Source organism: Actinomadura viridis, from assembly GCF_015751755.1.
GTDB classification, from domain to species: domain Bacteria; phylum Actinomycetota; class Actinomycetes; order Streptosporangiales; family Streptosporangiaceae; genus Spirillospora; species Spirillospora viridis.
Genome location: NZ_JADOUA010000001.1, coordinates 4,593,727 through 4,616,620, shown reverse-complemented (window position 1 = coordinate 4,616,620; position 22,894 = coordinate 4,593,727). Strand labels below are relative to the sequence as shown.

At 72.5% G+C, this 22,894-nt stretch carries 26 protein-coding genes, 2 pseudogenes and 1 riboswitch; of the genes and pseudogenes, 18 read left to right on the top strand and 10 right to left on the bottom strand.

Annotated elements, in window-relative coordinates; translation table 11 throughout:
- The first annotated feature begins 50 nt into the window (after positions 1-50).
- The 7 genes from whiA (at position 51) to IW256_RS21355 (ending at position 6,615) form a co-directional block, all read left to right on the top strand.
- Entirely contained in the window at positions 51-1,031 is a 981-nt protein-coding gene (gene whiA / locus IW256_RS21380) for a DNA-binding protein WhiA (protein ID WP_197012675.1), read from the top strand.
- 326 nt (positions 1,032-1,357) lie between these two features.
- Entirely contained in the window at positions 1,358-2,248 is an 891-nt protein-coding gene (locus IW256_RS21375) for a hypothetical protein (protein WP_197012674.1), read from the top strand.
- 287 nt (positions 2,249-2,535) lie between these two features.
- Positions 2,536-3,540 (top strand): type I glyceraldehyde-3-phosphate dehydrogenase, encoded by a 1,005-nt coding sequence (gap, locus tag IW256_RS21370; RefSeq protein WP_197012673.1) that lies wholly within the window; start codon positions 2,536-2,538, stop codon positions 3,538-3,540.
- An 82-nt stretch (positions 3,541-3,622) separates the two neighbouring features.
- Positions 3,623-4,825 (top strand): phosphoglycerate kinase, encoded by a 1,203-nt coding sequence (locus IW256_RS41330; protein WP_231403873.1) that lies wholly within the window; start codon positions 3,623-3,625, stop codon positions 4,823-4,825.
- Between the two features lie 3 nt (positions 4,826-4,828).
- Entirely contained in the window at positions 4,829-5,638 is an 810-nt protein-coding gene (tpiA, locus tag IW256_RS41325; RefSeq protein WP_231403872.1) for a triose-phosphate isomerase, read from the top strand.
- A 284-nt stretch (positions 5,639-5,922) separates the two neighbouring features.
- Positions 5,923-6,165, top strand: a complete 243-nt coding sequence (secG, locus tag IW256_RS21360; RefSeq protein WP_197012672.1) for a preprotein translocase subunit SecG — start codon at positions 5,923-5,925, stop codon at positions 6,163-6,165.
- Between the two features lie 75 nt (positions 6,166-6,240).
- Positions 6,241-6,615, top strand: coding sequence for an RNA polymerase-binding protein RbpA (locus tag IW256_RS21355; protein ID WP_197012671.1), 375 nt, complete (start codon positions 6,241-6,243; stop codon positions 6,613-6,615).
- Between the two features lie 13 nt (positions 6,616-6,628).
- Here IW256_RS21355 and IW256_RS21350 read toward each other — a convergent pair whose 3' ends face one another.
- Positions 6,629-8,086, bottom strand: a complete 1,458-nt coding sequence (locus IW256_RS21350) for an acyltransferase family protein (protein ID WP_231403870.1) — start codon at positions 8,084-8,086, stop codon at positions 6,629-6,631.
- A gap of 160 nt (positions 8,087-8,246) precedes the next feature.
- On the opposite strand from IW256_RS21350, the gene IW256_RS21345 reads away from it, so the two are divergent.
- Positions 8,247-8,747: an Lrp/AsnC family transcriptional regulator gene (locus IW256_RS21345; protein ID WP_231403869.1), complete on the top strand. Its 501-nt coding sequence runs from the start codon at positions 8,247-8,249 to the stop codon at positions 8,745-8,747.
- Between the two features lie 109 nt (positions 8,748-8,856).
- A pseudogene (locus IW256_RS43245) lies at positions 8,857-9,273 on the top strand (EamA family transporter); the annotation flags it as partial.
- An 86-nt stretch (positions 9,274-9,359) separates the two neighbouring features.
- On the opposite strand, the gene IW256_RS43240 reads toward IW256_RS43245, so the two are convergent.
- Positions 9,360-9,593 carry a hypothetical protein gene (locus tag IW256_RS43240; protein WP_425549723.1) on the bottom strand — a complete coding sequence of 78 codons (234 nt, stop codon included), beginning with the start codon at positions 9,591-9,593 and terminating at the stop codon, positions 9,360-9,362.
- Here IW256_RS43240 and IW256_RS43235 point away from each other — a divergent pair.
- A pseudogene (locus tag IW256_RS43235) lies at positions 9,484-9,717 on the top strand (EamA family transporter); the annotation flags it as partial. The gene IW256_RS43240 and the pseudogene IW256_RS43235 sit on opposite strands and share 110 nt — an antisense overlap.
- Positions 9,718-9,860: 143 nt before the next feature.
- Positions 9,861-9,947: riboswitch (ZMP/ZTP riboswitch) on the top strand.
- A 37-nt stretch (positions 9,948-9,984) separates the two neighbouring features.
- Positions 9,985-11,277 carry a serine hydroxymethyltransferase gene (locus IW256_RS21335; RefSeq protein WP_231403868.1) on the top strand — a complete coding sequence of 431 codons (1,293 nt, stop codon included), beginning with the start codon at positions 9,985-9,987 and terminating at the stop codon, positions 11,275-11,277.
- A gap of 57 nt (positions 11,278-11,334) precedes the next feature.
- On the opposite strand, the gene IW256_RS21330 is transcribed toward IW256_RS21335, so the two are convergent.
- Both IW256_RS21330 and IW256_RS21325 read right to left on the bottom strand, forming a co-directional pair.
- Positions 11,335-12,123 (bottom strand): class I SAM-dependent methyltransferase, encoded by a 789-nt coding sequence (locus IW256_RS21330; RefSeq protein WP_197012669.1) that lies wholly within the window; start codon positions 12,121-12,123, stop codon positions 11,335-11,337.
- A gap of 12 nt (positions 12,124-12,135) precedes the next feature.
- Positions 12,136-13,230 (bottom strand): GNAT family N-acetyltransferase, encoded by a 1,095-nt coding sequence (locus IW256_RS21325; protein WP_197012668.1) that lies wholly within the window; start codon positions 13,228-13,230, stop codon positions 12,136-12,138.
- A gap of 153 nt (positions 13,231-13,383) precedes the next feature.
- Between IW256_RS21325 and IW256_RS21320 the strand changes: the two genes are divergently transcribed.
- Positions 13,384-14,040, top strand: coding sequence for a carboxymuconolactone decarboxylase family protein (locus IW256_RS21320; RefSeq protein ID WP_197012667.1), 657 nt, complete (start codon positions 13,384-13,386; stop codon positions 14,038-14,040).
- Between the two features lie 18 nt (positions 14,041-14,058).
- Here IW256_RS21320 and IW256_RS21315 read toward each other — a convergent pair whose 3' ends face one another.
- On the bottom strand, positions 14,059-14,820 hold the full coding sequence (locus tag IW256_RS21315; RefSeq protein ID WP_197012666.1) for an isocitrate lyase/PEP mutase family protein: 762 nt from the start codon (positions 14,818-14,820) through the stop codon (positions 14,059-14,061).
- A gap of 70 nt (positions 14,821-14,890) precedes the next feature.
- Positions 14,891-15,379, bottom strand: a complete 489-nt coding sequence (locus IW256_RS21310) for a MarR family winged helix-turn-helix transcriptional regulator (RefSeq protein WP_197012665.1) — start codon at positions 15,377-15,379, stop codon at positions 14,891-14,893.
- 94 nt (positions 15,380-15,473) lie between these two features.
- Between IW256_RS21310 and IW256_RS21305 the strand changes: the two genes are divergently transcribed.
- From IW256_RS21305 to IW256_RS42310, 3 genes are all read left to right on the top strand, one after another.
- Positions 15,474-16,541, top strand: coding sequence for an amidohydrolase family protein (locus IW256_RS21305; RefSeq protein WP_197012664.1), 1,068 nt, complete (start codon positions 15,474-15,476; stop codon positions 16,539-16,541).
- A 425-nt stretch (positions 16,542-16,966) separates the two neighbouring features.
- Positions 16,967-18,733 carry a carbohydrate binding domain-containing protein gene (locus IW256_RS21300; protein WP_231403866.1) on the top strand — a complete coding sequence of 589 codons (1,767 nt, stop codon included), beginning with the start codon at positions 16,967-16,969 and terminating at the stop codon, positions 18,731-18,733.
- Positions 18,734-18,831: 98 nt separating this feature from the next.
- The gene (locus tag IW256_RS42310) at positions 18,832-19,614 is read left to right on the top strand and encodes a hypothetical protein (protein WP_197012663.1); all 783 of its coding nucleotides are present in this window, start codon (positions 18,832-18,834) and stop codon (positions 19,612-19,614) included.
- A 9-nt stretch (positions 19,615-19,623) separates the two neighbouring features.
- On the opposite strand, the gene IW256_RS21285 is transcribed toward IW256_RS42310, so the two are convergent.
- From IW256_RS21285 to IW256_RS21275, 3 genes are all read right to left on the bottom strand, one after another.
- Positions 19,624-20,172, bottom strand: a complete 549-nt coding sequence (locus tag IW256_RS21285) for a hypothetical protein (protein ID WP_197012662.1) — start codon at positions 20,170-20,172, stop codon at positions 19,624-19,626.
- Positions 20,173-20,258: 86 nt separating this feature from the next.
- Positions 20,259-20,672: an ATP-binding protein gene (locus IW256_RS21280; protein ID WP_197012661.1), complete on the bottom strand. Its 414-nt coding sequence runs from the start codon at positions 20,670-20,672 to the stop codon at positions 20,259-20,261.
- Positions 20,669-20,926 (bottom strand): hypothetical protein, encoded by a 258-nt coding sequence (locus tag IW256_RS21275; protein ID WP_197012660.1) that lies wholly within the window; start codon positions 20,924-20,926, stop codon positions 20,669-20,671. Before IW256_RS21275 ends, IW256_RS21280 begins: the two co-directional genes overlap by 4 nt.
- Before the next feature lie 184 nt (positions 20,927-21,110).
- Here IW256_RS21275 and IW256_RS21270 point away from each other — a divergent pair, with 184 nt between their 5' ends.
- From IW256_RS21270 to IW256_RS41315, 3 genes are read left to right on the top strand one after another with little or no spacing between them, the layout of a single operon-like run.
- Positions 21,111-21,971: a helix-turn-helix domain-containing protein gene (locus IW256_RS21270; RefSeq protein ID WP_197012659.1), complete on the top strand. Its 861-nt coding sequence runs from the start codon at positions 21,111-21,113 to the stop codon at positions 21,969-21,971.
- Positions 21,968-22,183, top strand: a complete 216-nt coding sequence (locus tag IW256_RS21265) for a DUF397 domain-containing protein (protein ID WP_197012658.1) — start codon at positions 21,968-21,970, stop codon at positions 22,181-22,183. Before IW256_RS21270 ends, IW256_RS21265 begins: the two co-directional genes overlap by 4 nt.
- Complete coding sequence (locus IW256_RS41315) at positions 22,132-22,374, top strand: DUF397 domain-containing protein (protein WP_307828987.1); 243 nt, start codon at positions 22,132-22,134, stop codon at positions 22,372-22,374. The genes IW256_RS21265 and IW256_RS41315 overlap by 52 nt, the downstream gene beginning before the upstream one ends.
- A gap of 72 nt (positions 22,375-22,446) precedes the next feature.
- Here IW256_RS41315 and IW256_RS21255 read toward each other — a convergent pair whose 3' ends face one another.
- On the bottom strand, positions 22,447-22,833 hold the full coding sequence (locus IW256_RS21255; RefSeq protein ID WP_197012656.1) for a hypothetical protein: 387 nt from the start codon (positions 22,831-22,833) through the stop codon (positions 22,447-22,449).
- Between the last annotated feature and the right edge of the window lie 61 nt (positions 22,834-22,894).

Genomic DNA, 22,894 nt, shown 5'->3' with positions numbered 1-22,894 from the left:
GGCCGACATCGGCCACACTGCTGGGGAGTTCCTAGGGGGAGGGTTCATCTATGGCGATGACCGGTGTGGTCAAGGACGAGCTGAGCAGGCTGTCGGTGCTGAAACCGTGCTGCCGCAAGGCAGAGGTCTCGACGCTGCTGCGCTTCGCCGGCGGTCTGCATCTGGTCAGCGGGCGGATCGTGATCGAGGCCGAGATCGACACCGGGTCGGCCGCGCGGCGCCTGCGCAAGGACATCGCCGAGGTCTTCGGGCACACCTCCGACGTGGTGGTGCTCGCGCCCAGCGGGTTGCGGAAGGGCAACCGCTACGTCGTCCGGGTCTTCCGGGAGGGCGAGTCGCTGGCCCGGCAGACCGGGCTCATCGACAACAACGGCCGCCCGGTGCGGGGGCTGCCCCGGCACGTGGTCGCGGGGGCGGCCTGCGACGCCGAGTCGGCCTGGCGGGGGGCCTTCCTGGCGCACGGCTCGCTGACCGAGCCCGGCCGGTCGATGTCGCTGGAGGTGACCTGCCCCGGCCCGGAGGCGGCGCTGGCGCTGGTCGGCGCCGCCCGCCGGCTGAAGATCCACGCCAAGGCCCGCGAGGTCCGCGGCGTCGACCGGGTCGTGGTCCGCGACGGCGACGCCATCAGCGCGATGCTCACCCGGCTCGGCGCGCACGACAGCGTGCTGGCCTGGGAGGAGCGCAGGATGCGCCGCGAGGTCCGGGCCACCGCCAACCGGCTGGCCAACTTCGACGACGCCAACCTGCGCCGTTCGGCCCGTGCCGCGGTCGCGGCGGGCGCCCGGGTGGCGCGCGCCCTGGAGATCCTCGGCGAGGACGCCCCCGAGCATCTGGTGAACGCCGGGCGGCTGCGCCTGGAGCACAAGCAGGCGTCGCTGGAGGAGCTGGGCCAGCTGGCCGATCCGCCGCTGACCAAGGACGCCATCGCGGGCCGCATCCGCCGGCTGCTGGCCATGGCCGACAAGCGGGCCCAGGACCAGGGCATCCCCGGCACCGAGGCCAACCTCACCGCCGACATGCTCGCCCCCTGACCCGCCCTCTGATCGCCCCCCCGGCTCTGTTTCAAAGGCCCGGTCAGGCGCTCGCCTGGCGGCTCGCGCCTGACCGGGCCTGGGCGAGCGCGGCATCGCTTCGCGATCTGCCCGGTGAGGCTCGCCTCCGGTGTCGCCCCACCGGGCAGCCAGCGCGCTCGCGCGGTGGCTGAGCCACTTCGAGACAGGCCCAGATCCCGCACGGCTCCGTCCGGGACGCCCCCGTCCGGGCCGGGGGCCGCGCCCTGCCGTGATCCACCATCGTCCGCCGGCATGTCATCTGGAGTTCGCCGTCCCGTCGCCCGGGGCCGCTTCGATCGGCGGGCATGCGCGCCTACCTGGCCATCGCCGTGAGCGACCCCGGCGAGACGGTCCCCCCGCACGTGCTGGACGCCGCCCGTGCGGCGATCACCGACGCGGTGCCGGCGCCGCGCGAGAGCTGGCGGACCGCCGAGTGGATCTCGCCGGACCGTGCCGTCGCGCTGCTGGCCTGGTCGAACGAGCCCGCCGCCGCGCCGTTCCCCGACCCGCTGACGACGTCCGGCGACCGCGTCCTCGGGTACTGCGGCTACCTCGGCGGCCCGGACGACCCCGGCGCGCTCCTGGACGCCGGCGACCCGGGCGAGACCGCCGACGGGCTCGGCGGCTGCTTCTCGGCCTTCCGCGCCGGTCCCCGCGGGTTCACCGCGGTCACCTCGATCACCCGGGCCTGCCCCGTCTACCACGCCGAGGCGGCCGGGCTGCGGTTCGCCGCGTCCCGGGCGCTGCTGGCGCATCTCGCGGTGGCGCTGCCGGTCGGGTGGCGGATGAGCGAGGAGCCCGTGGCCATGCTCACCCGGATGTTCGCGCCGGGCCTGCGCGACGTCCCCCTGCAGGGCGGCCGGTGGCGGTACGAGCGGCGGCGCCCGGCCGGGATCGCCGATTGGGCCGGCTGGCGGCGGCGGGCGACGCCGCGGGCGCACCGCGCGCCGGGCTTCAACTGGCGCCGGTCGTACGACCGTGGGATGGCCGGGCTGCTGCGCGAGCAGATCATGGCCGCGCCGCCCGAACTGTTCGACCTCCTGAACGAGACGGCGGTCAGGGAGCGCCTGGCCGAGGTCCCCCCGCGCCGCCCCGGTCAGAGCTGGGCCCTGCTGACGCTGTCGGTGCTTCTGTCGGGCGCCTGGCGGGAGCCCGAGCCGGTGCTTCCCGAGGTGACCGTGCCCCGCCCGTCCTGACCGTGCCCTCCCTCCCGGTCGCTCCCTGCCTGTCCTGATGGGTACCGGTGGGTCCTGACAGGTCCCGGTCGGTCCTGGCCGGCACCGGCGGATCACCCGTACGGGGGAGGCGCGGCCACCCCCGTTTTCACCTGCGGGCGGTGTCGGGGGGACGGCCGGGTATTCGATAGGGTCGGAGTTGGGGAGAGCGCCTGCACCGGCGCGGAGCCCCCTTCATCCCGTAACAGGCAAGCAGGGACGGCCCGGTGTGAACCGGGCGAGCGACGACGTACGAGGAGAGCCGTTCCGTGACCATCCGAGTAGGCATCAACGGGTTCGGCCGGATCGGCCGTAACTTCTTCCGCGCCGTGCAGGCGAGCGGGGCCGACATCGAGATCGTGGCGGTCAACGATCTGACCGACAACGCGACCCTCGCCCACCTGCTCAAGTACGACAGCATCCTGGGCCGGCTCGGCCAGGAGGTGAAGGCCACCTCGGACGAGATCGTCGTCGGCGGCAAGGCGATCAAGGCGTTCGAGGAGCGCGACCCGGCCAACCTCAAGTGGTCGGAGGTCGGCGCCGACGTGGTGGTGGAGTCCACCGGCTTCTTCACCGACGCCACCAAGGCCAAGGTGCACGCCGACAACGGCGCCAAGAAGGTCATCATCTCCGCGCCGGCGAAGAACGAGGACGTCACCATCGTCATGGGCGTCAACGACGACCAGTACGACCCGGCGAAGCACACGGTGATCTCCAACGCCTCCTGCACCACCAACTGCCTCGGTCCGATGGCCAAGGTGCTGAACGACACGTTCGGCATCGAGAAGGGCCTGATGACCACCATCCACGCCTACACCCAGGACCAGAACCTCCAGGACGCGCCGCACAAGGACCTGCGCCGCTCCCGGGCCGCCGCGCTCAACATCGTGCCGACCTCCACCGGCGCCGCCAAGGCCATCGGCCTGGTGCTGCCCGAGCTGAAGGGCAAGCTCGACGGCTACGCGCTGCGGGTGCCGGTGCCGACCGGCTCGGCCACCGACCTGACCGCCACGGTGGGCCGCGAGACCACCGCCGAAGAGGTCAACGCGGCGCTCAAGGCCGCCGCCGAGGGCCCGCTGCGCGGCATCCTGACCTACACCGAGGACCCGATCGTGTCCTCCGACATCGTCACCGACCCGGCCTCCTGCATCCTGGACGCCGGCCTGACCAAGGTGATCGGCGACCAGGTGAAGGTCGTCGGCTGGTACGACAACGAGTGGGGCTACTCCAACCGCCTCGTCGACCTGGTCGTCAAGGTCGGCTCCCAGCTCTGATCCGCGTTCCCGCCGTGCGCCCGGGCCGTCCGACGGCTCCGGGCGCACGGCGGGCTCGTCTCCGGAAGGACATCGCACTCCGATGCGCACCATCGACGATCTCGACGTGGCCGGGAAGCGGGTACTGGTCCGGGCCGACCTGAACGTCCCCCTGGAGGACGCCCCCGGCGGCGGCCGGACCATCGCCGACGACGGGCGGATCCGGGCGAGCGTCCCGACGATCCGGGCGCTGCGCGAGCGCGGCGCCCGGGTGATCGTGTGCGCCCACCTGGGCCGGCCCAAGGGCGAGGTCAAGCCGGAGTTCTCACTGGCGCCGGTGGCCGCCCGGCTCGGCGAGCTGCTGGGCGCCGAGGTGGCGTTCGCGGCCGACGTCGTCGGCGACTCCGCCCGCGCCGTCACCGGCGGCCTGGCCGACGGTGAGGTCGCGCTCCTGGAGAACCTGCGCTTCGAGCCCGGGGAGACCAGCAAGGACGACGCCGAGCGCGGCGCGTTCGCCGACCGGCTCGCCGGCCTGGCCGAGCTGTACGTCGGCGACGGGTTCGGCGCGGTGCACCGCAAGCACGCCAGCGTCTACGACGTCCCGCTGCGGCTGCCGCACGCCGCCGGCGGGCTGATCGCGACCGAGGTCGACGTCCTCAGGAAGCTCACCGAGGACGTCGCGCGGCCCTACGCCGTCGTGCTCGGCGGCTCCAAGGTCTCCGACAAGCTCGGCGTCATCGACAACCTCCTCGGCAAGGCCGACCGCATCCTCATCGGCGGCGGCATGGTCTTCACCTTCCTCAAGGCCCAGGGGCACGAGGTCGGGAAGAGCCTGCTGGAGGAGGACCAGCTCGGCACCGTCCGCGAGTACCTGCGCCGCGCCGCCGACACCGGCGTGGAGTTCGTGCTCCCGGTCGACATCGTGGCCGCCACCGCCTTCGCCGCCGACGCCGACCACGGTGTGGTCGCGGCCGACGCGATCCCCGCCGACCGGCTCGGCCTGGACATCGGCCCCGAGTCCGGCAAGCTGTTCGCCGCGCGGCTGGCCGACGCCGCCACGGTCTTCTGGAACGGCCCGATGGGCGTGTTCGAGATGGAGCCCTACTCCCACGGCACCCGCGCGGTCGCCCAGGGCCTGATCGACTCCGGCGCGTTCACCGTCGTCGGCGGCGGCGACTCGGCGGCGGCGGTACGGCGGCTCGGCTTCGCCGAGTCCGGCTTCTCCCACATCTCCACCGGCGGCGGCGCCAGCCTCGAATACCTCGAAGGCAAGGCGCTCCCCGGCCTGAAGGCTCTGGAGGACTGACGCATGGCCCCCAAGAACACCGGTTCCAAGCCCACCGGCCGCAAGCCGCTCATGGCCGGGAACTGGAAGATGAACATCAACCACCTCGAGGCCATCAAGCTGGTGCAGCAGCTCGCGTTCGGCCTCAAGGAGGCCGACTTCGACGCCGTCGACGTGGCCGTGCTGCCGCCGTTCACCGACCTGCGGTCGGTGCAGACGCTGGTGGACGCCGACAAGCTGTCGATCGCCTACGGCTCCCAGGACGTCTCGGCGCACGCGTCGGGCGCCTACACCGGCGAGATCTCCGGCGCGATGCTGGCCAAGCTGGGCTGCTCCTACGCCACCGTCGGGCACTCCGAGCGCCGCCAGTACCACCACGAGGACGACGCCCTGGTCAACGCCAAGGCCAGGGCCGCCCTCTCTCACGAGATCACCCCGATCGTGTGCGTGGGCGAGGGGCTGGAGGTCCGCAAGGCCGGCCGGCACGTCGCCCACACGCTGGCGCAGGTGGACGGCGCGCTGGAGAAGATCCCCGCCGACCAGGTCCGCACCCTGGTAATCGCCTACGAGCCGGTCTGGGCGATCGGCACCGGCGAGGTCGCCACGCCGCAGGACGCGCAGGAGGTCTGCGCCGCGATCCGGGGCAGGCTCGCCGAGCTCCACGACGCCGAGGTGGCCGACGCGGTGCGTATCCTGTACGGGGGATCGGTGAAGGGTGCGAACATCGCCGGGATCATGGCGCAGTCCGACGTGGACGGTGCCCTGGTCGGCGGTGCGAGCCTGGACCCGGGCGAGTTCATCAAGATCTGCCGGTACCGGGATCTGCCGGCCTGATCGGGCCGTGCCCGCACGGCCCGGCCGGTCGCGTTCGTTCCGCTCGTTCCGTGCAATCTGAGCGATCCGGGCGAACCGGTTCTGATCAGATCTGATCAATTCGGCTGCGGTCTGCGGGTTCTTGCCGAACCAGAGGGAAGTTCGTCGTACTCTTCCGTACTGACGGGTCACCGAGCACCCCAGAGCAACACCCGAGCAAGACCAAGCTGAACACACAAGCTGCACACCATGCTGAACACCAAGCGCCCCGCCGCGGCGGGGTCGGCCGGAAGAGGCACACAACAGTGATCATCGCAACGTCCGCCGTGCTCATTATCACCAGCGTGCTGATGGTGGTCCTCGTCCTCGCGCACAAGGGCAAGGGCGGGGGCCTGTCGGACATGTTCGGCGGCGGCGTCACCTCGTCCCTGGGCGGCTCGTCGGTCGTCGAGCGCAACCTGGACCGGCTGACGGTCGCCACCGGCATCGTCTGGTTCGCCTCGATCATCGTGCTCGGGCTGCTGTTCAAGAGCAAGGGCGTCGGCTGAGCGGCCGTACAGACAGGCGAAGGCCCTCGCCGCGAGGTCAGTGCGGCGTGGGCGCAAACGAGCAAGGAGTAATCCGTGGGTAGTGGCAACGCGATTCGGGGCAGCCGTGTCGGGGCGGGTCCGATGGGAGAGGCCGAGCGCGGCGACGCGGCCCCCCGGGTCTGGGTGACCTTCTACTGTGCCAACCGGCACGAGACCCGGCCCAGCTTCGCGACCGACGTCGCCGTTCCCGACACCTGGGACTGCCCCCGCTGCGGGTTCCCGGCGGGCCAGGACTCCGACAACCCCCCGGCGCCGCCGAAGACCGAGCCCTACAAGACGCACCTGGCGTACGTGAAGGAGCGTCGCAGCGACGAGGACGGCGAGGCCATCCTCGAAGAGGCGCTGGCCAAGCTCCGGCAGAAGCGCGCCGCGGTCAAGGCGGCCATGGAGTCCGCCGGCCGGGTCTGAGACCCGGCGGCTGTCATCGCGTGACCTGAACGGCCCGGTCTCCCTCAGGGGAGCCGGGCTCGACGCGTTCCCGGCCGCCGCCGTCCCCTGCCCCGCCGTCCGCTTCCTGGCCGTCCCGGGCCCTGCCGTCCCCGGCCCTGCCGTCCACTGCCCGGCCGTTCCGTTCCCCGGCGGGGCCGCCCGGGGCGACCGGTACGGGGTCGGCGCGGAGGGCCAGCCCGCGCCCGTACCGCCGTAGTGGTTCCTCGACGAGCCGGTGGGTGATGAGGCTCACCAGGAGCAGCGTCACCAGGTACGGGACGAACAGCAGCGGCGCGTCGGTCCGGGGCCGCCCCACGGTCAGGTCGGAGACCATCAGCAGCACCGGATGCACCAGGTAGACCGAGTAGCTGATCAGGCCCAGCCGGGCCAGGCCGCGCGGCACGCGGCGGTGCCGCAGCGCCATGCCGACCGCGAAGGCCAGAGCCGTCGCCGCCAGGCCGAGCACCCAGGACCGCTTGAGGAGTTCCTCCGACTGGCCGGGGGCCCAGACGGTGATGTGCCAGAGCCCGCCGGCGACGGCCGCCCCCATGACCGCGACCACGGCGACGGCGGCGGCCCGTACCCGGATCTGGCCGCGTTCGGCCCGGTAGATCGCGGTGCCGGCGAACATCACCGCCATGAGCACCAGCCCTTCCCACACCTCGGTTCGGCCGTTGAACAGCACCAGCGCCGCCGCGAGCGCCCCGCCCAGCAGCGCCCCGGCGCGCCGGGGACCCGGCCGGCCGGAGCACGCCAGGAAGATCGCCACCGCCATGGCGACCGCGGCGGCCACCGCGACCGGTGTGATGCCGAGCCGGTCCGACAGCCACGCCCTCGGCAGGAACGCCCCCACCGCCAGCGCCGCCACCGCGAGCGCGGTGGTGAGGGTGGCGGAGTGCCGGTTCAGCCGGCCGGAGAGGAAGAGCGCCACCACCAGGAGGTAGAAGGCCATCTCGTAGGAGAGCGTCCAGAGCACGTTGAGCGCGCTGGTCACCGCCAGGAGGTCCTGCATCATCGTGAGATGCGCCATGACGGCCGCCAGGGGATCGGCGGCCCGCAGGCCCTCCCGCAGCGGGGTCAGGCCGGCGGCGGCCAGCAGCAGCGTGGCGGCCAGCACCACCAGCAGCAGCGGGTAGATCCGGAACAGCCGGCCGATCCAGAACCGGCGGACCGAGCCCGTGCGCTCCAGCGACGCCGGGATGATGTACCCGCTGACCAGGAAGAACACCAGGACGCCGACCTTGCCGGGATCCACCCACTGCAGGATCAGGTGCCGGAACTGCGGGAGGTAGTGGTAGCAGCCGTGGTGGAGGGCCACCACGACGGCGGCCAGCCCGCGCAGGGCGTCCAGCCAACCGAGCCGCGCCGCCCCGGCCGGAACGGGCTCGCCCGGACCGGGGGCGCCGGCGGGAGGATCCGGGGCATGCGGGGCGGGATGTCCGGTTTTCATGTTCTGCCGACCTTATTAGACCGGACTCTGTGCATACAGGCTGACTTGTTCGATCTTGTTGGATGTTCAGGGAACTGTCAGCGAACACCGGCCGCGGGCCCGTCGCGCACCCGCCCCGGCGCTCCGGCCCGCCGGTCGATCCGCCGCATAAAATTCGGGGATGACTTCCATGGACGCGGTCGACCAGGCGATCCTGCGCCGTCTGCAGCACGACGGCCGCCAGACCAACCGGGAACTGGCCGAGGAGGTGGGCGTCGCTCCCTCGACCGCCCTGGAGCGGACCCGCGCGCTGCGCGCCCGCGGCGTGATCACCGGGTTCCACGCGGCGGTGGACCTGGAGGCGCTGGGACGGGGCGTGCAGGCGCTGATCTCGATCCGGATCCGGCCGCAGTCCAGGGAGGCCATCGAGTCGGTCCGCGACCACATGGCGGCGCTGCCCGAGACGCTCGGCGTGTTCGTGGTCACCGGGGCGGAGGACGTCCTGGTGCACGTGGCCGTGCCCAGCACGCAGTACCTGCACGACTTCGTGCTGGATCGGCTGGCCCGGCGCAAGGAGTTCGTGGACGTGCGCACCACGGTCGTGTTCGACTACGTGCAGGCGGTGGAGCAGGCCGAACTTCCGGTGCCCGAACGGCGTGGCCGCCGAACCCGGTACGCCTGACCCTCCCTGAAGCGCCCTTCAATCGAACATCCAGTGGCCGCCCGGCACCATTCCGAACGAACTTCGGGATCTAGAAGGCAAAGCCGCGTTTCCTCCTAGTGTCGCCCGCATGGACCAACGAAACGAGTACCCGGGCGCGCTGCTGATCCTGGCGGCCGGGGTCCTGTGGGGGACCGTGGGCCCCGCGCAGGTGCTGGCGGCCTCGCCGGCGCCGCCGATCACGCTGGGGGCCGCCCGGATCCTGTCGGGCGGCGTGCTGCTGGCGCTGTTCGTCCTGGCGGTCGCGCCGCGCGCGTTCCGCGTCCTCTCCCGGGCGACCTGGCGGCCCTTGCTGGCGGCGTCCGCGGCGACCGGGACGTTCCAGGCCGCGTTCCTGACCGCGGTCGACCGGACGGGCGCCGCCGTGGCCACCGCCGTGGTCTTCGGCCTGGCGCCGGTGTTCACGGGCCTGTGCGAGGGTCTCGTCCTGCGCGCCCGGCCGGGCCGCCGGTGGCTCGCCGGGACGGTCTGCGCGGTCGCGGGATGCGCGCTGCTGATGGCGCCCGGCCACGGGGGCACGGCGGATCCGTCCGGCGTGGGCCTGGGCCTGGTCGCGGGGTGCTGCTTCGGGGTCTACACCGTCGCGGCCAAGCGGCTGGTGGCCACCGGCTCCGGAGCGGAGCCGCAGGCCGGCGCCGCCGGGAGGCCGCCCGTCCCGCCCGTCCCGCCCGGCCTGAGCATGGCCGCGGCCGTCGCGATCTCCCTGCTGGCCGGCGGGACGCTGCTGCTGCCCTGGGCGGCGGCCGGGCTGCCGGACCTGGCCGGGACGCGGTCGCTCGCCCTGGTCGCCTGGCTGGGACCGGTCACCACCGCCGCCGCCTACATGTTCTTCGTCTCCGGGCTGCGCCGCGTCACCGCCGCCACCGCGGGCACGCTGAGCCTGGCCGAGCCCCTCGTCGCGGCCGTGCTCGCGCTCGCCGTCCTCGGCGAACGGCTCTCGCCCGCGGCGGCGGCCGGGGCGGTCCTGCTGCTCGGCGGGCTGGCCGTGGTGGCCGTCCCGGCCCCGGCCGCGGGCCGCCTCGGCGTCGTGCGGCGGCCGCGTTCGCCGGCCCGTGCGGAGGGCGGGCCGGTATGCTGGTCAGGAGCGACTGGCGCAGTCAAGGTGGATTCGACCACCGGGGAGCGAAGCTAGTCCGCACACCGCGCGCCTGGGTGTACGGGCCCCTCAGCCGGGGGTCCGCGCCCGAGGTCTCCCGGCATGATCGGCGCGGAGGTCGTCATGCATCAGCCGTCCCTGTCCCATCTGAGCGCCCAGGATCCCGAACTCGCCGCCCTGATCGAGGCGGAGGCACGGCGGCAGTTCGAGAAGATCCGGCTCATCGCCTCGGAGAACTACGTCTCGCCCGCCGTGCTGGAGGCCACCGGTTCGGTCCTGACCAACAAGTACTCGGAGGGCTACGCGGGCCGCCGCTACTACGAGGGCCAGCAGAACATCGATCCGATCGAGCTGATGGCCATCGACCGGGCCAAGGCGCTGTTCGGGGTCGAGCACGCCAACGTCCAGCCCTACTCGGGGTCGCCCGCCAACCTCGCCGTCTACATGGCGTTCCTGGAGCCCGGCGACACCGTCATGGGCCTGTCGCTGCCGATGGGCGGCCACCTGACCCACGGGTGGCCGGTGTCGGCGACCGGCAAGTGGTTCACCCCGGTCCGGTACGGCGTGCGCGCCGACACCGGCCGGGTCGACATGGACCAGGTCCGCGACCTCGCCCTCAAGGAACGGCCGAAGCTGATCTGGTGCGGCGGCACCGCGATCCCGCGCACCATCGACTTCGCCGGCTTCGCTGAGATCGCCCAGGAGACCGGGGCGGTCCTGGCGGCCGACATCGCGCACATCGCCGGGCTGATCGCCGGGGGTGCCCACCCGTCCCCGGCCGGGCACGCCGACGTCATCTCCACCACCACCCACAAGACCCTGCGGGGCCCGCGCGGAGCGATGATCATGTCGCTCGCCGAGCACGCCGCCGCCATCGACAAGGCGGTCTTCCCGGGGCTGCAGGGCGGGCCGCACAACCACACCACCGCGGCCATCGCGGTCGCGCTGGACGAGGCGGCCGGGCCCGGCTTCTCCGCCTACGCCCATCGGATCGTGGCCAACGCGCGCGCCCTGGCCGAGGCGCTGCTGGAACGCGGCTACGACCTGATCTCCGGCGGCACCGACAACCACCTCATCCTGGTCGACCTGACCAACAAGGGCGTGGCGGGCAAGCCCGCGGCGCAGGCGCTCGACCGGGCCGGGATCGAGCTCAACTACAACGCGGTCCCCTTCGACCCGCGCAAGCCGTTCGACCCCTCGGGGCTGCGGCTGGGCACCGCCGCGATCACCACCCGCGGGCTCGTTCCCGAGCAGATGCCGCGGGTCGCCGCCTGGATCGACGAGGTGGTGCTGGCCACCGCGCGCGAGGACGACAAGGAGCTGGACCGGGTGGCGGGCGAGATCCGCGAGCTGCTCGCGTCCTACCCGATGCCCGGCTGGGCCCCCGCGCCCTGACCGGTCGGCGGCCGGGCTCGCGCCGGCCGGCCGGTCACGGGGCGGGCGCCGTCCGGGTCAGCCGGTCGCGGGGCGCAGCACGGTGATCATGCGCCAGGCGTCCGGGCCGGTGAGGGGCACCTCGCCGAAGTCGCCGTACCGGGCGGCCGGCTCCAGCGCCCCGGACAGGCGCAGCGCGGCGTCCAGCTCGGTGGCGGACCAGAACCGGTAGGGCACCACGTCACGGATCACCCGCGCCGACCCGCCGCCCAGATCGATGGTCATCGTGACATGGTCGTCGGCGATCTGGGTGACGGGATCGAGCCGGTCCTCCGGCTCGCCCCAGCGGACGGTGGCGCGCACGCCGCCGCGTGCCACCGTCCAGCCGGTGCTGGTGCTCGGCTCGTCCCCGAGCCGGTCCCGGGGGTGCGACATCTCCAGGACGTAGAGGCCGCCGGGGGCCAGGTGCGCGGCGGCGCGGTCCAGATGGGCGACGAAGGCGTCCAGGGTCATCAGGTGCGAGGTCGAGTCGAGCATCGTGACGACCAGGTCGAAGCGCCGGTCCAGCTCGAATCCGGTCATGTCGCCCTGGACGACGTCCAGCGGGACGTCGGCGAGCTTGGCCTGCTCGGCCGCGTACGCGCACATCGCCGGGTTGATGTCGAGCGCGGTGGCGGCCACGCCCCGCCGGGCGAACTCGCGGGCGTGCTCGGCCGGTCCGGCGGCCAGCTCCAGGACCGTGCCGACCGGGCCGGGGGAGGGGCGGTGCCGGGCGCACCAGCCGAGCAGCACGTCCACCTCGGCGGACACGTCGCGGAACGAGCAGGCCAGCTCGTAGGCCCAGGGGTCGTCGTAGATGCCGGTCACCCGGCCATCCTGTCACCCCGGCGCGGTCACGCGGGGCGCCGCGGTGCGGGCCCCGTCCGCGCCGCGGCCGTCCAGGCGCAGCCTGACCTCCACGACCCCGGGGTCCCCCGTCCGGCGGGTACGCCCGCCCAGGGAGGTGAGCAGCCGGCGCATCCGCACGTTCTCGCTCAGCGTGGTGGCGCGCAGCTCCACCAGGCCGCGGTCGCGGGCGAGCACTACCAGCAGACCTGCCAGCGCCCTTCCCAGCCCGCGTCCCTGCCAGGCGTCCTCTACGAGGAACGCCAGCTCGGCCACCCCCGGGTCGAGGACGTGCACCAGGTGCGCGAGGGCCAGCAGGGAGCCGTCCGGCCCCTCGGCGACGAGGGTCAGGCCGTGCGCCGGCTCGCAGGACAGGTCGATGTCCCGCTGCGGCGGGAAGGGCTTGGGGCCGAAGTAGCGCATCCTGCGGGTGTCCGGGGAGCAGCGTTCGTGCATGGCCCGTACGGCGCCGGCGTCCGCGGGCTCGATGGGCCGCACGACCACCTGCGTCCCGTCGCGCAGCGGGACCCGCCGCGAGGCCGGCCGCCCGCCCGCGGGCGGCAGCACCGCCCGGACCAGGGCGTCCGCCCGGGCCGCCTCGGTCGCGGTGAACGGCAGCCCGGCGCGGGCGAGCCGGATCGCGCGGCGCGGCCCGACCGGAACGAGCAGCACGTGCTCCCCTTCCCCGGCGGCGCCCGGCAGGGGGTGCGCCACGGCCGTCCCCGCGGCCTGCCACACCGCGTCACCGGCGCGCAGCAGCTCGGCCAGCGCGGCGGGCAGCGCCTGCGGATCCTGGCGCAGCCGCGCCACCAGCACCAGGGCGCGGGTGGGCTCGTCCACCAGTTCGTGCGGGCGCGCGCCGACCACGGCGGTGCGGGCACCGCCCGCCGCGGCCAGGGCCTCCCTCACCCCGTCCGGGTCGGCGCCGGAGGCGGGCATGTCGACGATGAACTCGTCCACCACGCCCTCGGCGCCGACCTGGACGGAGAGTCCGAGGATGTTGGCGCCGCGGCGGGCCAGGGCGGCGGTCAGCACGGCCAGCCGGCCGGGCCGGTCGTCGATCTCGGTACGGATGCGCAGCAACGGCATGGGACCGTTCCCCTCAGGCTCGGCGACATTCTGCCGGGTACACCCGCAACGCTGGCCCAGACCTGTTACGGAACCGCTACGTCATCGTGTGCCGGTGGTTTCACCTTGTGGACACCACTTGAGGCCCTCCCGTCCAGCGCCTACCGTGCAGGGGTGATCGACCCTGTGAGTGCCCCGCCGGACGCCGACCCCCGCGCCGACACGCGCCTGCCCCTGCTGCACCCTGGCCTGCTGGGCGAGGAGCAGCGGGAGGTGTACCAGGCGATCACCGGCGGCCCGCGCGCCGAACGGCCCTCCCCTCTCCGCTTCAAGGACGAGGAGGGCAGGCTGCTGGGGCCGTTCAACGCGATGCTCTACAGCCCGGCGGTGGGCCTGCCCCTCCAGGAGCTGGGCGCGGCCCTGCGCTTCAAGACGGCCTTCACCGACCGCGAGCGCGAGATCGCCGTCCTGGTCGTGGCGGCCCACCACCGCGCCGACTTCGAGTGGTACGCCCACGAGCGGATCGGGCGGGAGATCGGGCTGACCGAGGACGAGCTGGCCGTGCTCCGCGACGGCGGCGCCCCGATGCTGGGCGACGTCCGCGAGCGGGTGGTGTACGAGGCCGCCCGCCAGATGGTCGCCGACGGTGACCTGAGCGGCGCGGTCTACACCGAGGCCGTGGCGACGCTGGGCCGCACCGCCCTCGTCGAGCTGGTCACCCTGGTCGGCTACTACTCCGCGATCGCCCTGCAGACACGGGTGTTCCGCGTCGGGGTCCCCGAGGGCGAGCCCGCTCCCGAGTGGCGCGATGATCGCGGCGGCGAGGGCTGATCCGCCCGGCGGAACCGGTCAGGCCGACACCAGCCGCTGGACGTCGTCGTAGGTGGGGATCCCGGCCGGGGCCCGTCCCTCGACCGCCGTGACGACGGCGGCGTGCAGCGCCGTCCGGTAGAGCAGCGATCCGTAGCTGACCCGCCGCACGCCCATCGCGGCCAGCTCGTCGAAGGTGGCGCCGCCGGGCAGGAAGAGCACGTTGAGCGGCAGGTGGGTCGCCGCCACGGCCGCCCGGACACCGGTCTCGCCCGCGAGCCCGGGGACGAAGATCCCGTCGGCCCCCGCCTCGGTGTAGGCGCGGACCCGGTCCAGGGTCTGCGCGGTGTGGCCGGGCAGCCAGTGGCAGTCGGTACGGGCGTTGACGAACAGGTCCGGGGCCGCGGCCTTGACCGCTGTGATCAGGGCGCACTGGTCGTCCGGCGGCGCCAGGACCCCGCCGGGCCGCCCGTCCTCGATGTTGACCCCGGCGATGCCCCAGGACGCGAGGTCGGCCGCCAGCGCCGCGACCTCTTCGGGCCGGTCGGAGAAGCCGGCCTCCACGTCGATCGTGACGGGAACCGGGAGCCTGGCCAGGCCGCGCGCCAGCGCCAGGGTCTCCGCCCGGGTGCCGCCCGCGGCGTCGGGCTTCCCGGCGGTCGCCGCCACGCCGAGGCTGGTGGTGCCCACCGCCGGGAAGCCCGCCTCCACCATCGCCGCGCCGCTCGCGAAGCTCCAGACGTTGGGCAGCAGCAGGGGCCGCTCTCCATGGTGCAGATCGTGGAAGGTCCTGGTCTTCATGCTCCGACCGTACGGCCGTGAAGTTTCGACGCCGGTCGAAACGACGCCCGCACGGGCCGGCCCCGCCGCCCTAGTCTCCGCCGCCGTCCTCGTCCCGGTCTCCGGCGGCCCGGTGCGAGATCCGGGTCAGCATCGCCACGAGCAGGGCGCGATCGGAGGGCTCCAGCCAGCCGAAGAGCCGCCCGCCCACCGCGGCCGACACCGCGCCGCCCTCCCGCGCGGCCCGGCGGCCCTCCGCGGTCAGCTCGATCGCGTAGGCGCGGCGGTCGTGCGCGTCGCGGTTGCGGGTGGCCAGCCCGCGCCGCTCCAGATCGTCCATGATCCGGACCATCGCCGACTTGTCCACGTCGAGCAGCGTGCTGAGCCGCCGCTGGCTGGACGGGCCGTGCCGGGCGAGGGCGGCGAGCACGCCGTAGTGGCGGGCCTCGATGCCCAGCGGGGCGAGCGCTTCGTTGAGGGCGTGCCGTGCGCGTGCGTGGGCGACGGCCAGCAGGAGCCCGAGGGCCACGTCGTCGTCGGCCGGATCGGCGGCGCCCGCCGGCGGGGGTGGGGATGGCACCACCCCATGGTAGGGGGCAGGCCAGATAGTCTCGCGTGAGACTTTCTCGAACAATCCGATGGAGGTTCACGGACACGACACGAGGAGAGCGCCGATGAGCAGCCCATCGTTGAGCCGCCGCACCGCCCTGCGCGCGGGCGCGCTGGTGACGGCGGCGGCCGGGGTCGGTGCGTCCGCCCCCGCCGCGGCGGACGGACGCGCGGAGCGGATCGACACCCACCACCATGTCCTGCCGCCCCGCATGCGCAGGTGGCTGGTCGATCAGGGCGTGCTGCCGCCTCAGGGCGGCCCGCGGTGGGCGCAGTGGAGCCTTCCGGAGACGCTGGAGGTCATGGACGCCAACCGGATCGCGATGGGGATCGCCTCGACCCCCGCGCCTCAGGCGGTCTTCAGCGACCGGGCGTTCGCGGAGGCCGGGACACGGGTCTTCAACGAGACCTTGGCCGACCTGGTCAGGGACCACCCGACGCGGTTCGGGTTCTTCGCCTACCTCCCGCTGCTGCACGTCGACCTGGCGTTGCGGGAGGCGGCGTACGCGCTCGACGAACTCGGCGCCGACGGCGTGCTGATGACCAACACCGCCGGTGGCCGCTACCTCGGCGACCGGTCGTTCGACCCGCTGTTCGCCGAGATGAACCGGCGCAAAGCCGTGATCATGACCCATCCGGACGCGCTGCCCGAGCATCCCGGACCCTTCCCGGGCGCCGAGGAGTACGTGGCCGACTTCATGCTCGACACGACCCGGTGCGCGCTCAACCTGATCAGGTCGGGCACCGTGGACCGCCACCCCGACCTGTCGATCATCCTGTGCCACGGCGGCGGCTTCCTGCCCTATATCGGCGGTCGCGTGGAACGCGCGGGCAGGCGCGGTGAGGCCCCCGCCCCGGACGCCTTCCGGCGTGCCCTCAAGCGGTTCTACTACGACACCGCCCTGCCCATGTCGCCGTACGCCTCACCCACGCTGCTGAACGCCGTCGGGCCGGGACGGATCCTGTACGGCACCGACTGGTCCCAGATCGAAGCCTCCGAGGTCGCCCTGGCCCGCCGCGCATTCGAGCGGGACCCGGCGCTGGACGACCGGGCCCGCGCCGCCATCGGTCACCGCAACGCCCTGCGCCTGTTCCCGGCCGCCGCGGCCCGCCTCGGCCGGCGTCCCCGCTGACGGCCGGTCTCCCGCCGGGCCCGTCCCTTCGTTGACTTGCGGCGAGTTGCTGCCTCAGGCACACCCCAAGGCAGCAACTCGCCGCAAGTGAACGTGCCTCGGCCGAGGGGGTGGCCGTCCTGCGAGCCTGGCCGCCGCGGACGGCGCACGGCAGGTCGCGAAGGCCGAACGAAAGAGGGGGTTTTCGGTTCGGCCGTTCAAAGCGGGAGAGGAAGTGGCTCGTTGCAAGGGATTGACGGCCCTGGAGCAGTTGGCTACTTTCCTTGCAAAAGTTTCCAGCAAGTTACCTGAAGACTACCGACTGATCTGCAACTTCTTGCAGAAGTCGCGTGACCGCCCGGCCGTTCCCGGCTGCCCCACCCACCTGCGCCTTTCGTTCACCCCGTTCGGCCTCACGCTGAACACGATCGGTTGGAGGACCCCCCATGCCCCACCCTTCCGCCGCCCGCCCCAGACGCGCCGCGTACGCGCCCCGTGCCGTCGCCGCGGCCATGGTGACCGCGCTCCTGCTCGCCCTGGCGGTCACCGGCCTGGCGACCGCCCCGCCAGCCGCGGCGACCCCGCCCGGGAGCAAGCGGGTCACCGCCACCCTCTTCCAGTGGAGGTTCGACTCCATCGCCAGAGAGTGCACCCAGACCCTCGGTCCCAAGGGCTACGGCTACGTGGAGACCTCGCCGCCGCAGGAGCACATCCAGGGCTCTCAGTGGTGGACCAGCTACCAGCCCGTCAGCTACAGGATCGCCGGGCGGCTCGGGGACGAGAACGCGTTCCGGAACATGGTCTCCACCTGCCACGCCGCCGGGGTCAAGGTGATCGTGGACGCCGTGATCAACCACATGTCGGCGGGGTCGGGGACCGGCACCGGCGGCACCCAGTACAGCAAGTACAACTACCCCGGCTACTACCAGGACCAGGACTTCCACTCCTGCCGGTCCAACATCAACGACTACCGGAACCGCGACAACGTCCAGAACTGCGAACTGGTGAGCCTGTCGGACCTCAACACCGGCAGTGACTACGTCCGCTCGACCATCGCCGCCTACATGAACCGGCTGATCTCCATGGGCGTCGACGGCTTCCGCATCGACGCGGCCAAGCACATCGCCGCCGGAGACCTGGCCGCCATCAAGTCCAAGCTGAGCAACCCGAACATCTTCTGGGCGCAGGAGGCCATCTACGGCGCGGGCGAGGCCGTGCAACCCGGCGAGTACACCGGCACCGGCGACGTCGACATCTTCAAGGGCGCCTTCGACATCAAGCGGATCTTCGGCAGCGAGAGACTGGCCTACCTCAGCAACTGGGGCTCGTCCTGGGGAGAGGGCTACCTTTCCAGCGACAGGGCCCGCACCTTCGTCGACAACTGGGACACCGAGCGCAACGGCTCCACGCTGAGCTACAAGGACGGCAGCACCTACACCCTGGCCAACGTCTTCCTGCTGTCCTGGCCCTACGGCTCGCCCAACGTCCACTCCGGCTACGAGTTCTCCGGCCACGACGCCGGGCCGCCGAACGGCGGCAACGTCAACGCCTGCTACCAGGACGGCTGGAAGTGCCAGCACAAGTGGCGGCAGATCGCCAACATGGTGGGGTTCAACAACGCCGTGTCCGGGACCTCGGTCACCAACTGGTGGTCCAACGGCAACGACGCCATCGCCTTCGGCCGGGGGAACAAGGGCTTCGTCGCCATCAACCGTGAGGGCGGCCCGATCACCCAGACCTTCCAGACGTCGCTGCCCGCCGGCACGTACTGCGACGTTCAGCACGGCGACCCCACCTCCGGCGGCGGATGCACCGGCACCACCTACACGGTCGGATCGGACGGCAGATTCACCGCCACCGTCGGCGCCGGGGACGCCGTCGCCCTCTACGTCGGCGCCTCGGGCGGGCAGGGCCCCGGCGGCGGCTCCACGACCGTCTACTACGGCACCGACAGGAACTGGTCGGCCTACAACCTGCACTACGCGCCCAACGGTGGCGCCTGGACCACCGTCCCCGGCATGCCGATGACCGCCGCCTGCAACGGCTGGGTGAAGCGGACGGTCGAGCTGGGCTCCGCCACCGGCCTGGCCGCCACGTTCAACAACGGCTCGGGAACCTGGGACAACAACAACGGCAACAACTACGCGCTCGGCACCGGTGACGTCACCGTCAAGAACGGTGTCGTCGGCAGAGGAAACCCCTGCTCCGGCTGACCACCCCGGGAGAAACGGCCCCTGGCCGCGGGCGGGTCCACGCAGGAGCCCGCCTGCGGCCAGGGGTTCCCCGCCTCAGGCCCCGTTAGGGTGCGGAGGTGCCGTACGAACTCGACGCCGTCATCGGGCCGTTCGACCTGCTGAGAAAGGCCACCGGCCAGGTGCGGGAGGCGGTCGTCGCCCCGCTCCACCGCCGCCTTGGACTGCTCCCCGTGACCAGGCCGCTCCTGGAGGAACTGGCCGCCCCTCCCGTCCGGGACGGCGCCGGGCGACGGTTCACCCTGCTGTCACCCGGCCTCGCGCAACTGGTGGGACGCTGGTCGCGAGAGGCGCCGGTGGCGTACGTCGAGGCGTCCTTCTTCGGCGGCGACGGCTACCAGACCGCCGCCGTGTGGCGTTCCGGCGGAATGGCGTGGGGACCGGCCCACACCTGGGATTTTTCCGGCCCCCGGCACGAGTGGCCGATCAACGCCGCGCTCGCCCGGCTCGGTGTCGGCGTCGACGGCCCGCCCCCGACTCCGTACCACGACCTCTTCGCGGAGGTCGGGCTCGCCCGGGAACGGGAGAACGACGGCTGGCTGTCGGCCGGGCGCGAGGCCGCCTGGGCGGCCGGCTACGACGAATGGCAGGCCGCCCGGCTCGCGGAGCGGGAACGGCGAGCCCGCGCCGCCGCGGAAAGCGAGAGGCACCGGAGGCTCCCGGACGTCCCGGTCCCGCTGGACGGCCGGCAGGTCATGGAGGTGCTCGGCCTGCCTCCGGGGCCCCGGGGCGGCGCGGCCGTCCGCCACCTTCAGGATCTGTGCATCGAACGCGGCCCCCTCACCCCGGCTGAGGGTGTGACCGCTCTGCGCGCCTGGGCCGCCGAGCACGACGAGCGGTGACGGCTGTGGTCAGGGAACGGGCGGAAGGTTGTGCCTGAGCTTGAGGTCTCCCTGTCGCAGCAGGCTGAAGGGGGTCGGGCCGAGGTACGGCTTGGCGCCGAGGCATCGGGGGACGTTCTCCAGCGGACCGGCCATCCCCACCTGGTCGCCGCGCCGCCCGGTGTCCAGGACGGTGAAGCCGATCCGCCGTCCCATCCAGACCTCCGCCAGTTCGGGCGAGGTCTTGCCGACCACGGCCGTGACCGTCGCTATCCGACCGGTCGCCATCACGCAGTCCACGTCGGCCTCCGCCCACACCTTCATTCCCGGGGCGACGAAGTGGTGGAAGACCCGCACCGTTCCGCGGGTGCCGGTGGGGACGGGGCCCTCGCCGTACGTCGCGTGCGCGTCGAAGGTGAGGCGCACGTCGTCCTCGGGCGAGGGCACGTAGAGGACCTGGGCGGAACCCGTGACGGCCGCCTCCTTCGGCCGCGGCCCGGCGGCCGTCGCGGCCGAGCCGCCCAGCGCCGCGGTCGCGGCGGCCAGCGTGACCAGGACGGTGAGCGTACGTGAGTTCATCGAGTCCTCCAGGGGGAACGGGCGTCGTCCACCCGAACGATCCCGCCCGGCCCGCCCCGGGCACCTCCCCCGAACGGCCGAGCCCGCTACCGCCCAGGGGTGAAGAACTCGGCCCACACCGTGGTCCGGACCCCGTCGGGCCGATGACCCCAGCGCGACGCCAGCGCGTCCACGATGTGCAGACCCCGCCCGCTCTCGCCCTCGGGCGCCGCCCGCAGGAGAGGCCGCGCCCCGCCCGCGCCGTCGTCGGTCACCTCCGCCCGCAGCACGCCCCGGCCCGCCAGCACCCGGAGCAGGATCTTGCCGCCCTGCCCCGAGTCGGTGTGCCGGACGGCGTTCCCCGTGAACTCGTCCACGACCAGCGCCATGTCGTCCAGCACCTCCTCGCCTGGCGCGAGGTGGCCGGGAACGAGAGTGTCGCGCAGGAACCGCCGCGCGCACGGCGCCGACCCCGGCACGCCGGGCAGTGTCAGCGAGGCCAGCAGGGTCAGCCCGCTCACGCCGCCGCCTCCACCGCGATCCGCCGGGCCGCCGTGCCGAGCCGTCCGGCGTCCAGTTCCCCGCCGCGCCAGACCAGCAGCCAGCGCCCGCCGCGCTGCGCGGCGAGGACCGGTTCAGCGCGCCCGTCCCGGCGGGGCACGTACAACACCGGTTCCCCGTAGTACGGGAACACCAGGACCGCCGTCGCCGGAATCGCCCGCAGCTCCCAAGCCAGCCGGACGAGCAGGGCGTACCGCGTCTCGCAGGGCCTCATCGCCGATCCCTCCGCTCGAAGTCACGGCAAGGATCGTCGCGGTGCGTCACGGCATCAACACGGCTGGGAGAGGTTAGAGGTATTCGCGGCCAGGCCCTTCGACATGCGGATGCGTGCACGAACGAATATGTCTAACCTTCACGGATCATGAACGGTCGGCGACACAGCGTGACATCGTCGATGTATGCGACACGACCGCCGCAACACCTACCGCCGCCTGAAGATCGGCGACGCACTGCGGCAGTTCCGCGAGGAACGCGGGCTGACCCAGCACGCCGCCGGTCGCCTCCTCGAACGTTCGCAGGCGTCCCTCAGCGCGTACGAGAACGGGCACCGCGCCATCCGCCCCCGCGATCTCAAGCACATCCTCGATCAGTACGGCGTGACCGACGAACTGATCCGCCGCCGCCTCCTCGCCCTGGCCTCCCACGGCCGCCAGAAGGGCTGGTGGCATGACTTCGAGGAACGGCTGGAACCCGGTGTGCTCGACTTCGCCTCACTCGAGGCCGACGCCTCCCACATCCGCATCTTCGGCTCCCAACTGGTGCACGGGCTCTTCCAGACCGAGGAATACGCCCACACCGTCATCAGCGGCTCGGGGATGGCACTTCGCAGTCCACCTGACCTGGAGACCGAGATCGGCTTTCGCATGAACAGGCAACGGGTGCACGATCGGGCGGATCCACCCGTCATCTCCGCAGTGTTCAGCGAGGCCGTGTTCCGGCAAGAGATCGGTGGCGCAGGTGTCATGCGCCGCCAAGGGCTCAAGCTGCTCGCGATGGCGGAACGCCCAAATGTCGAGATCCAGGTGCTTCCCTTCTCTGCCGGCATGCACCCGGGCGGCGACGGTGCCTTCACGATCCTTGGGCTCGGTCAGGACCGGTTGCTAGAGGTGGTGGCAGTGGACAGCCTGACCCGTAGTTGGTACATCGACGAGCCATCGGATGTCGATCACTATGGAGCCGCATTCAACCGGCTACGGGATCTGGCGCTTTGTGAGAGGGATTCACGGGCGCTGATCGAGCGGATAGTGTCCGAGGTATGAGCGAGCAGGATGTCTTTCGTCCCCGGTGGCGTACCAGCAGCCACAGTTCAGGGCAAGGCACTCAATGTGTACAGGTCGCAGCCCTGGAAGTCGATGGAACGGTGGGTGCCCGGGATTCCAAAGATCCGTTGGGCCCGGTGTTGTCGTTCTCCCGGTCCGAGTGGGGTGCCTTCGTGGACACCGTGAAGAACGGCGCATTGGACCTGCCGTGACCGCTCGGCAATGGCGTACTAGCAGCTACAGCGCTGGCGACCACACTGAATGCGTTGAGATCGCTCGGCTGAGGTCCGGTGTGGCTGCTCGGGACTCGAAGGACGCGGCTGGTCCGGTGTTGTCGTTCTCCCGGTCTGAGTGGGGTGTCTTCATGAAGGCTGTCAAGGACGGTTCGTTGGACCTGGACTGACGCTTCGGGGCACGCCATCAGCACGAGTCACGCTGTAGGGCTCAGTCGGTGCTGGTCACGAGGGTGTGACTATCACGGGGCGTCGGTCTGCCAGGGGTAGAGGAACTGTTCGGGACGCAGCCCCCACGCTTGGAGCGTCGTGGTCAGCTCAGGCTCGCCGGCGACCGTTGCGGACCGGATCAGGACGGCTCCGATGTCGTGGTCGAAGCCGTCGATCTGCTCGGCGTCGTAGTCCCAGTGCTGCAAGCGGAACGTGCGTGCGCGATCGCTTCGCTTCCAGCCCTGTCTTTGGGCTTGGTGGTCGTCGGGGATGGTCAGCGGGATGACGCTGACGAACGCTCGCCGACCGGGCCCGGAGGCCGGGACCTCGGTGACCAATCGCCGGCCGAGACGCAACGCGTTCAGCTTGCCGGTGGGCCAGGGGCGGTCGCTGTCCGCCGGATGGTGCGGTGTGCTCATGCGATCACGGCCGACGGGGTCGCCGAGTATGGCCCGGCCTCGGCCCGCGGTGCCTCGGCCG

Bases quoted from the DNA above. Each gene is read 5' to 3' on its own strand.
- whiA (WP_197012675.1), top strand. From the start codon at position 51: ATGGCGATGACCGGTGTGGTCAAGGACGAGCTGAGCAGGCTGTCGGTG.
- IW256_RS21375 (WP_197012674.1), top strand. From the start codon at position 1,358: ATGCGCGCCTACCTGGCCATCGCCGTGAGCGACCCCGGCGAGACGGTC.
- IW256_RS41330 (WP_231403873.1), top strand. From the start codon at position 3,623: ATGCGCACCATCGACGATCTCGACGTGGCCGGGAAGCGGGTACTGGTC.
- tpiA (WP_231403872.1), top strand. From the start codon at position 4,829: ATGGCCCCCAAGAACACCGGTTCCAAGCCCACCGGCCGCAAGCCGCTC.
- IW256_RS21350 (WP_231403870.1), bottom strand. From the start codon at position 8,086: ATGAAAACCGGACATCCCGCCCCGCATGCCCCGGATCCTCCCGCCGGC.
- IW256_RS21345 (WP_231403869.1), top strand. From the start codon at position 8,247: ATGACTTCCATGGACGCGGTCGACCAGGCGATCCTGCGCCGTCTGCAG.
- IW256_RS21335 (WP_231403868.1), top strand. From the start codon at position 9,985: ATGATCGGCGCGGAGGTCGTCATGCATCAGCCGTCCCTGTCCCATCTG.
- IW256_RS21325 (WP_197012668.1), bottom strand. From the start codon at position 13,230: ATGCCGTTGCTGCGCATCCGTACCGAGATCGACGACCGGCCCGGCCGG.
- IW256_RS21315 (WP_197012666.1), bottom strand. From the start codon at position 14,820: ATGAAGACCAGGACCTTCCACGATCTGCACCATGGAGAGCGGCCCCTG.
- IW256_RS21305 (WP_197012664.1), top strand. From the start codon at position 15,474: ATGAGCAGCCCATCGTTGAGCCGCCGCACCGCCCTGCGCGCGGGCGCG.
- IW256_RS21300 (WP_231403866.1), top strand. From the start codon at position 16,967: ATGCCCCACCCTTCCGCCGCCCGCCCCAGACGCGCCGCGTACGCGCCC.
- IW256_RS21285 (WP_197012662.1), bottom strand. From the start codon at position 20,172: ATGAACTCACGTACGCTCACCGTCCTGGTCACGCTGGCCGCCGCGACC.
- IW256_RS21275 (WP_197012660.1), bottom strand. From the start codon at position 20,926: ATGAGGCCCTGCGAGACGCGGTACGCCCTGCTCGTCCGGCTGGCTTGG.
- IW256_RS21270 (WP_197012659.1), top strand. From the start codon at position 21,111: ATGCGACACGACCGCCGCAACACCTACCGCCGCCTGAAGATCGGCGAC.
- IW256_RS21265 (WP_197012658.1), top strand. From the start codon at position 21,968: ATGAGCGAGCAGGATGTCTTTCGTCCCCGGTGGCGTACCAGCAGCCAC.
- IW256_RS21255 (WP_197012656.1), bottom strand. From the start codon at position 22,833: ATGAGCACACCGCACCATCCGGCGGACAGCGACCGCCCCTGGCCCACC.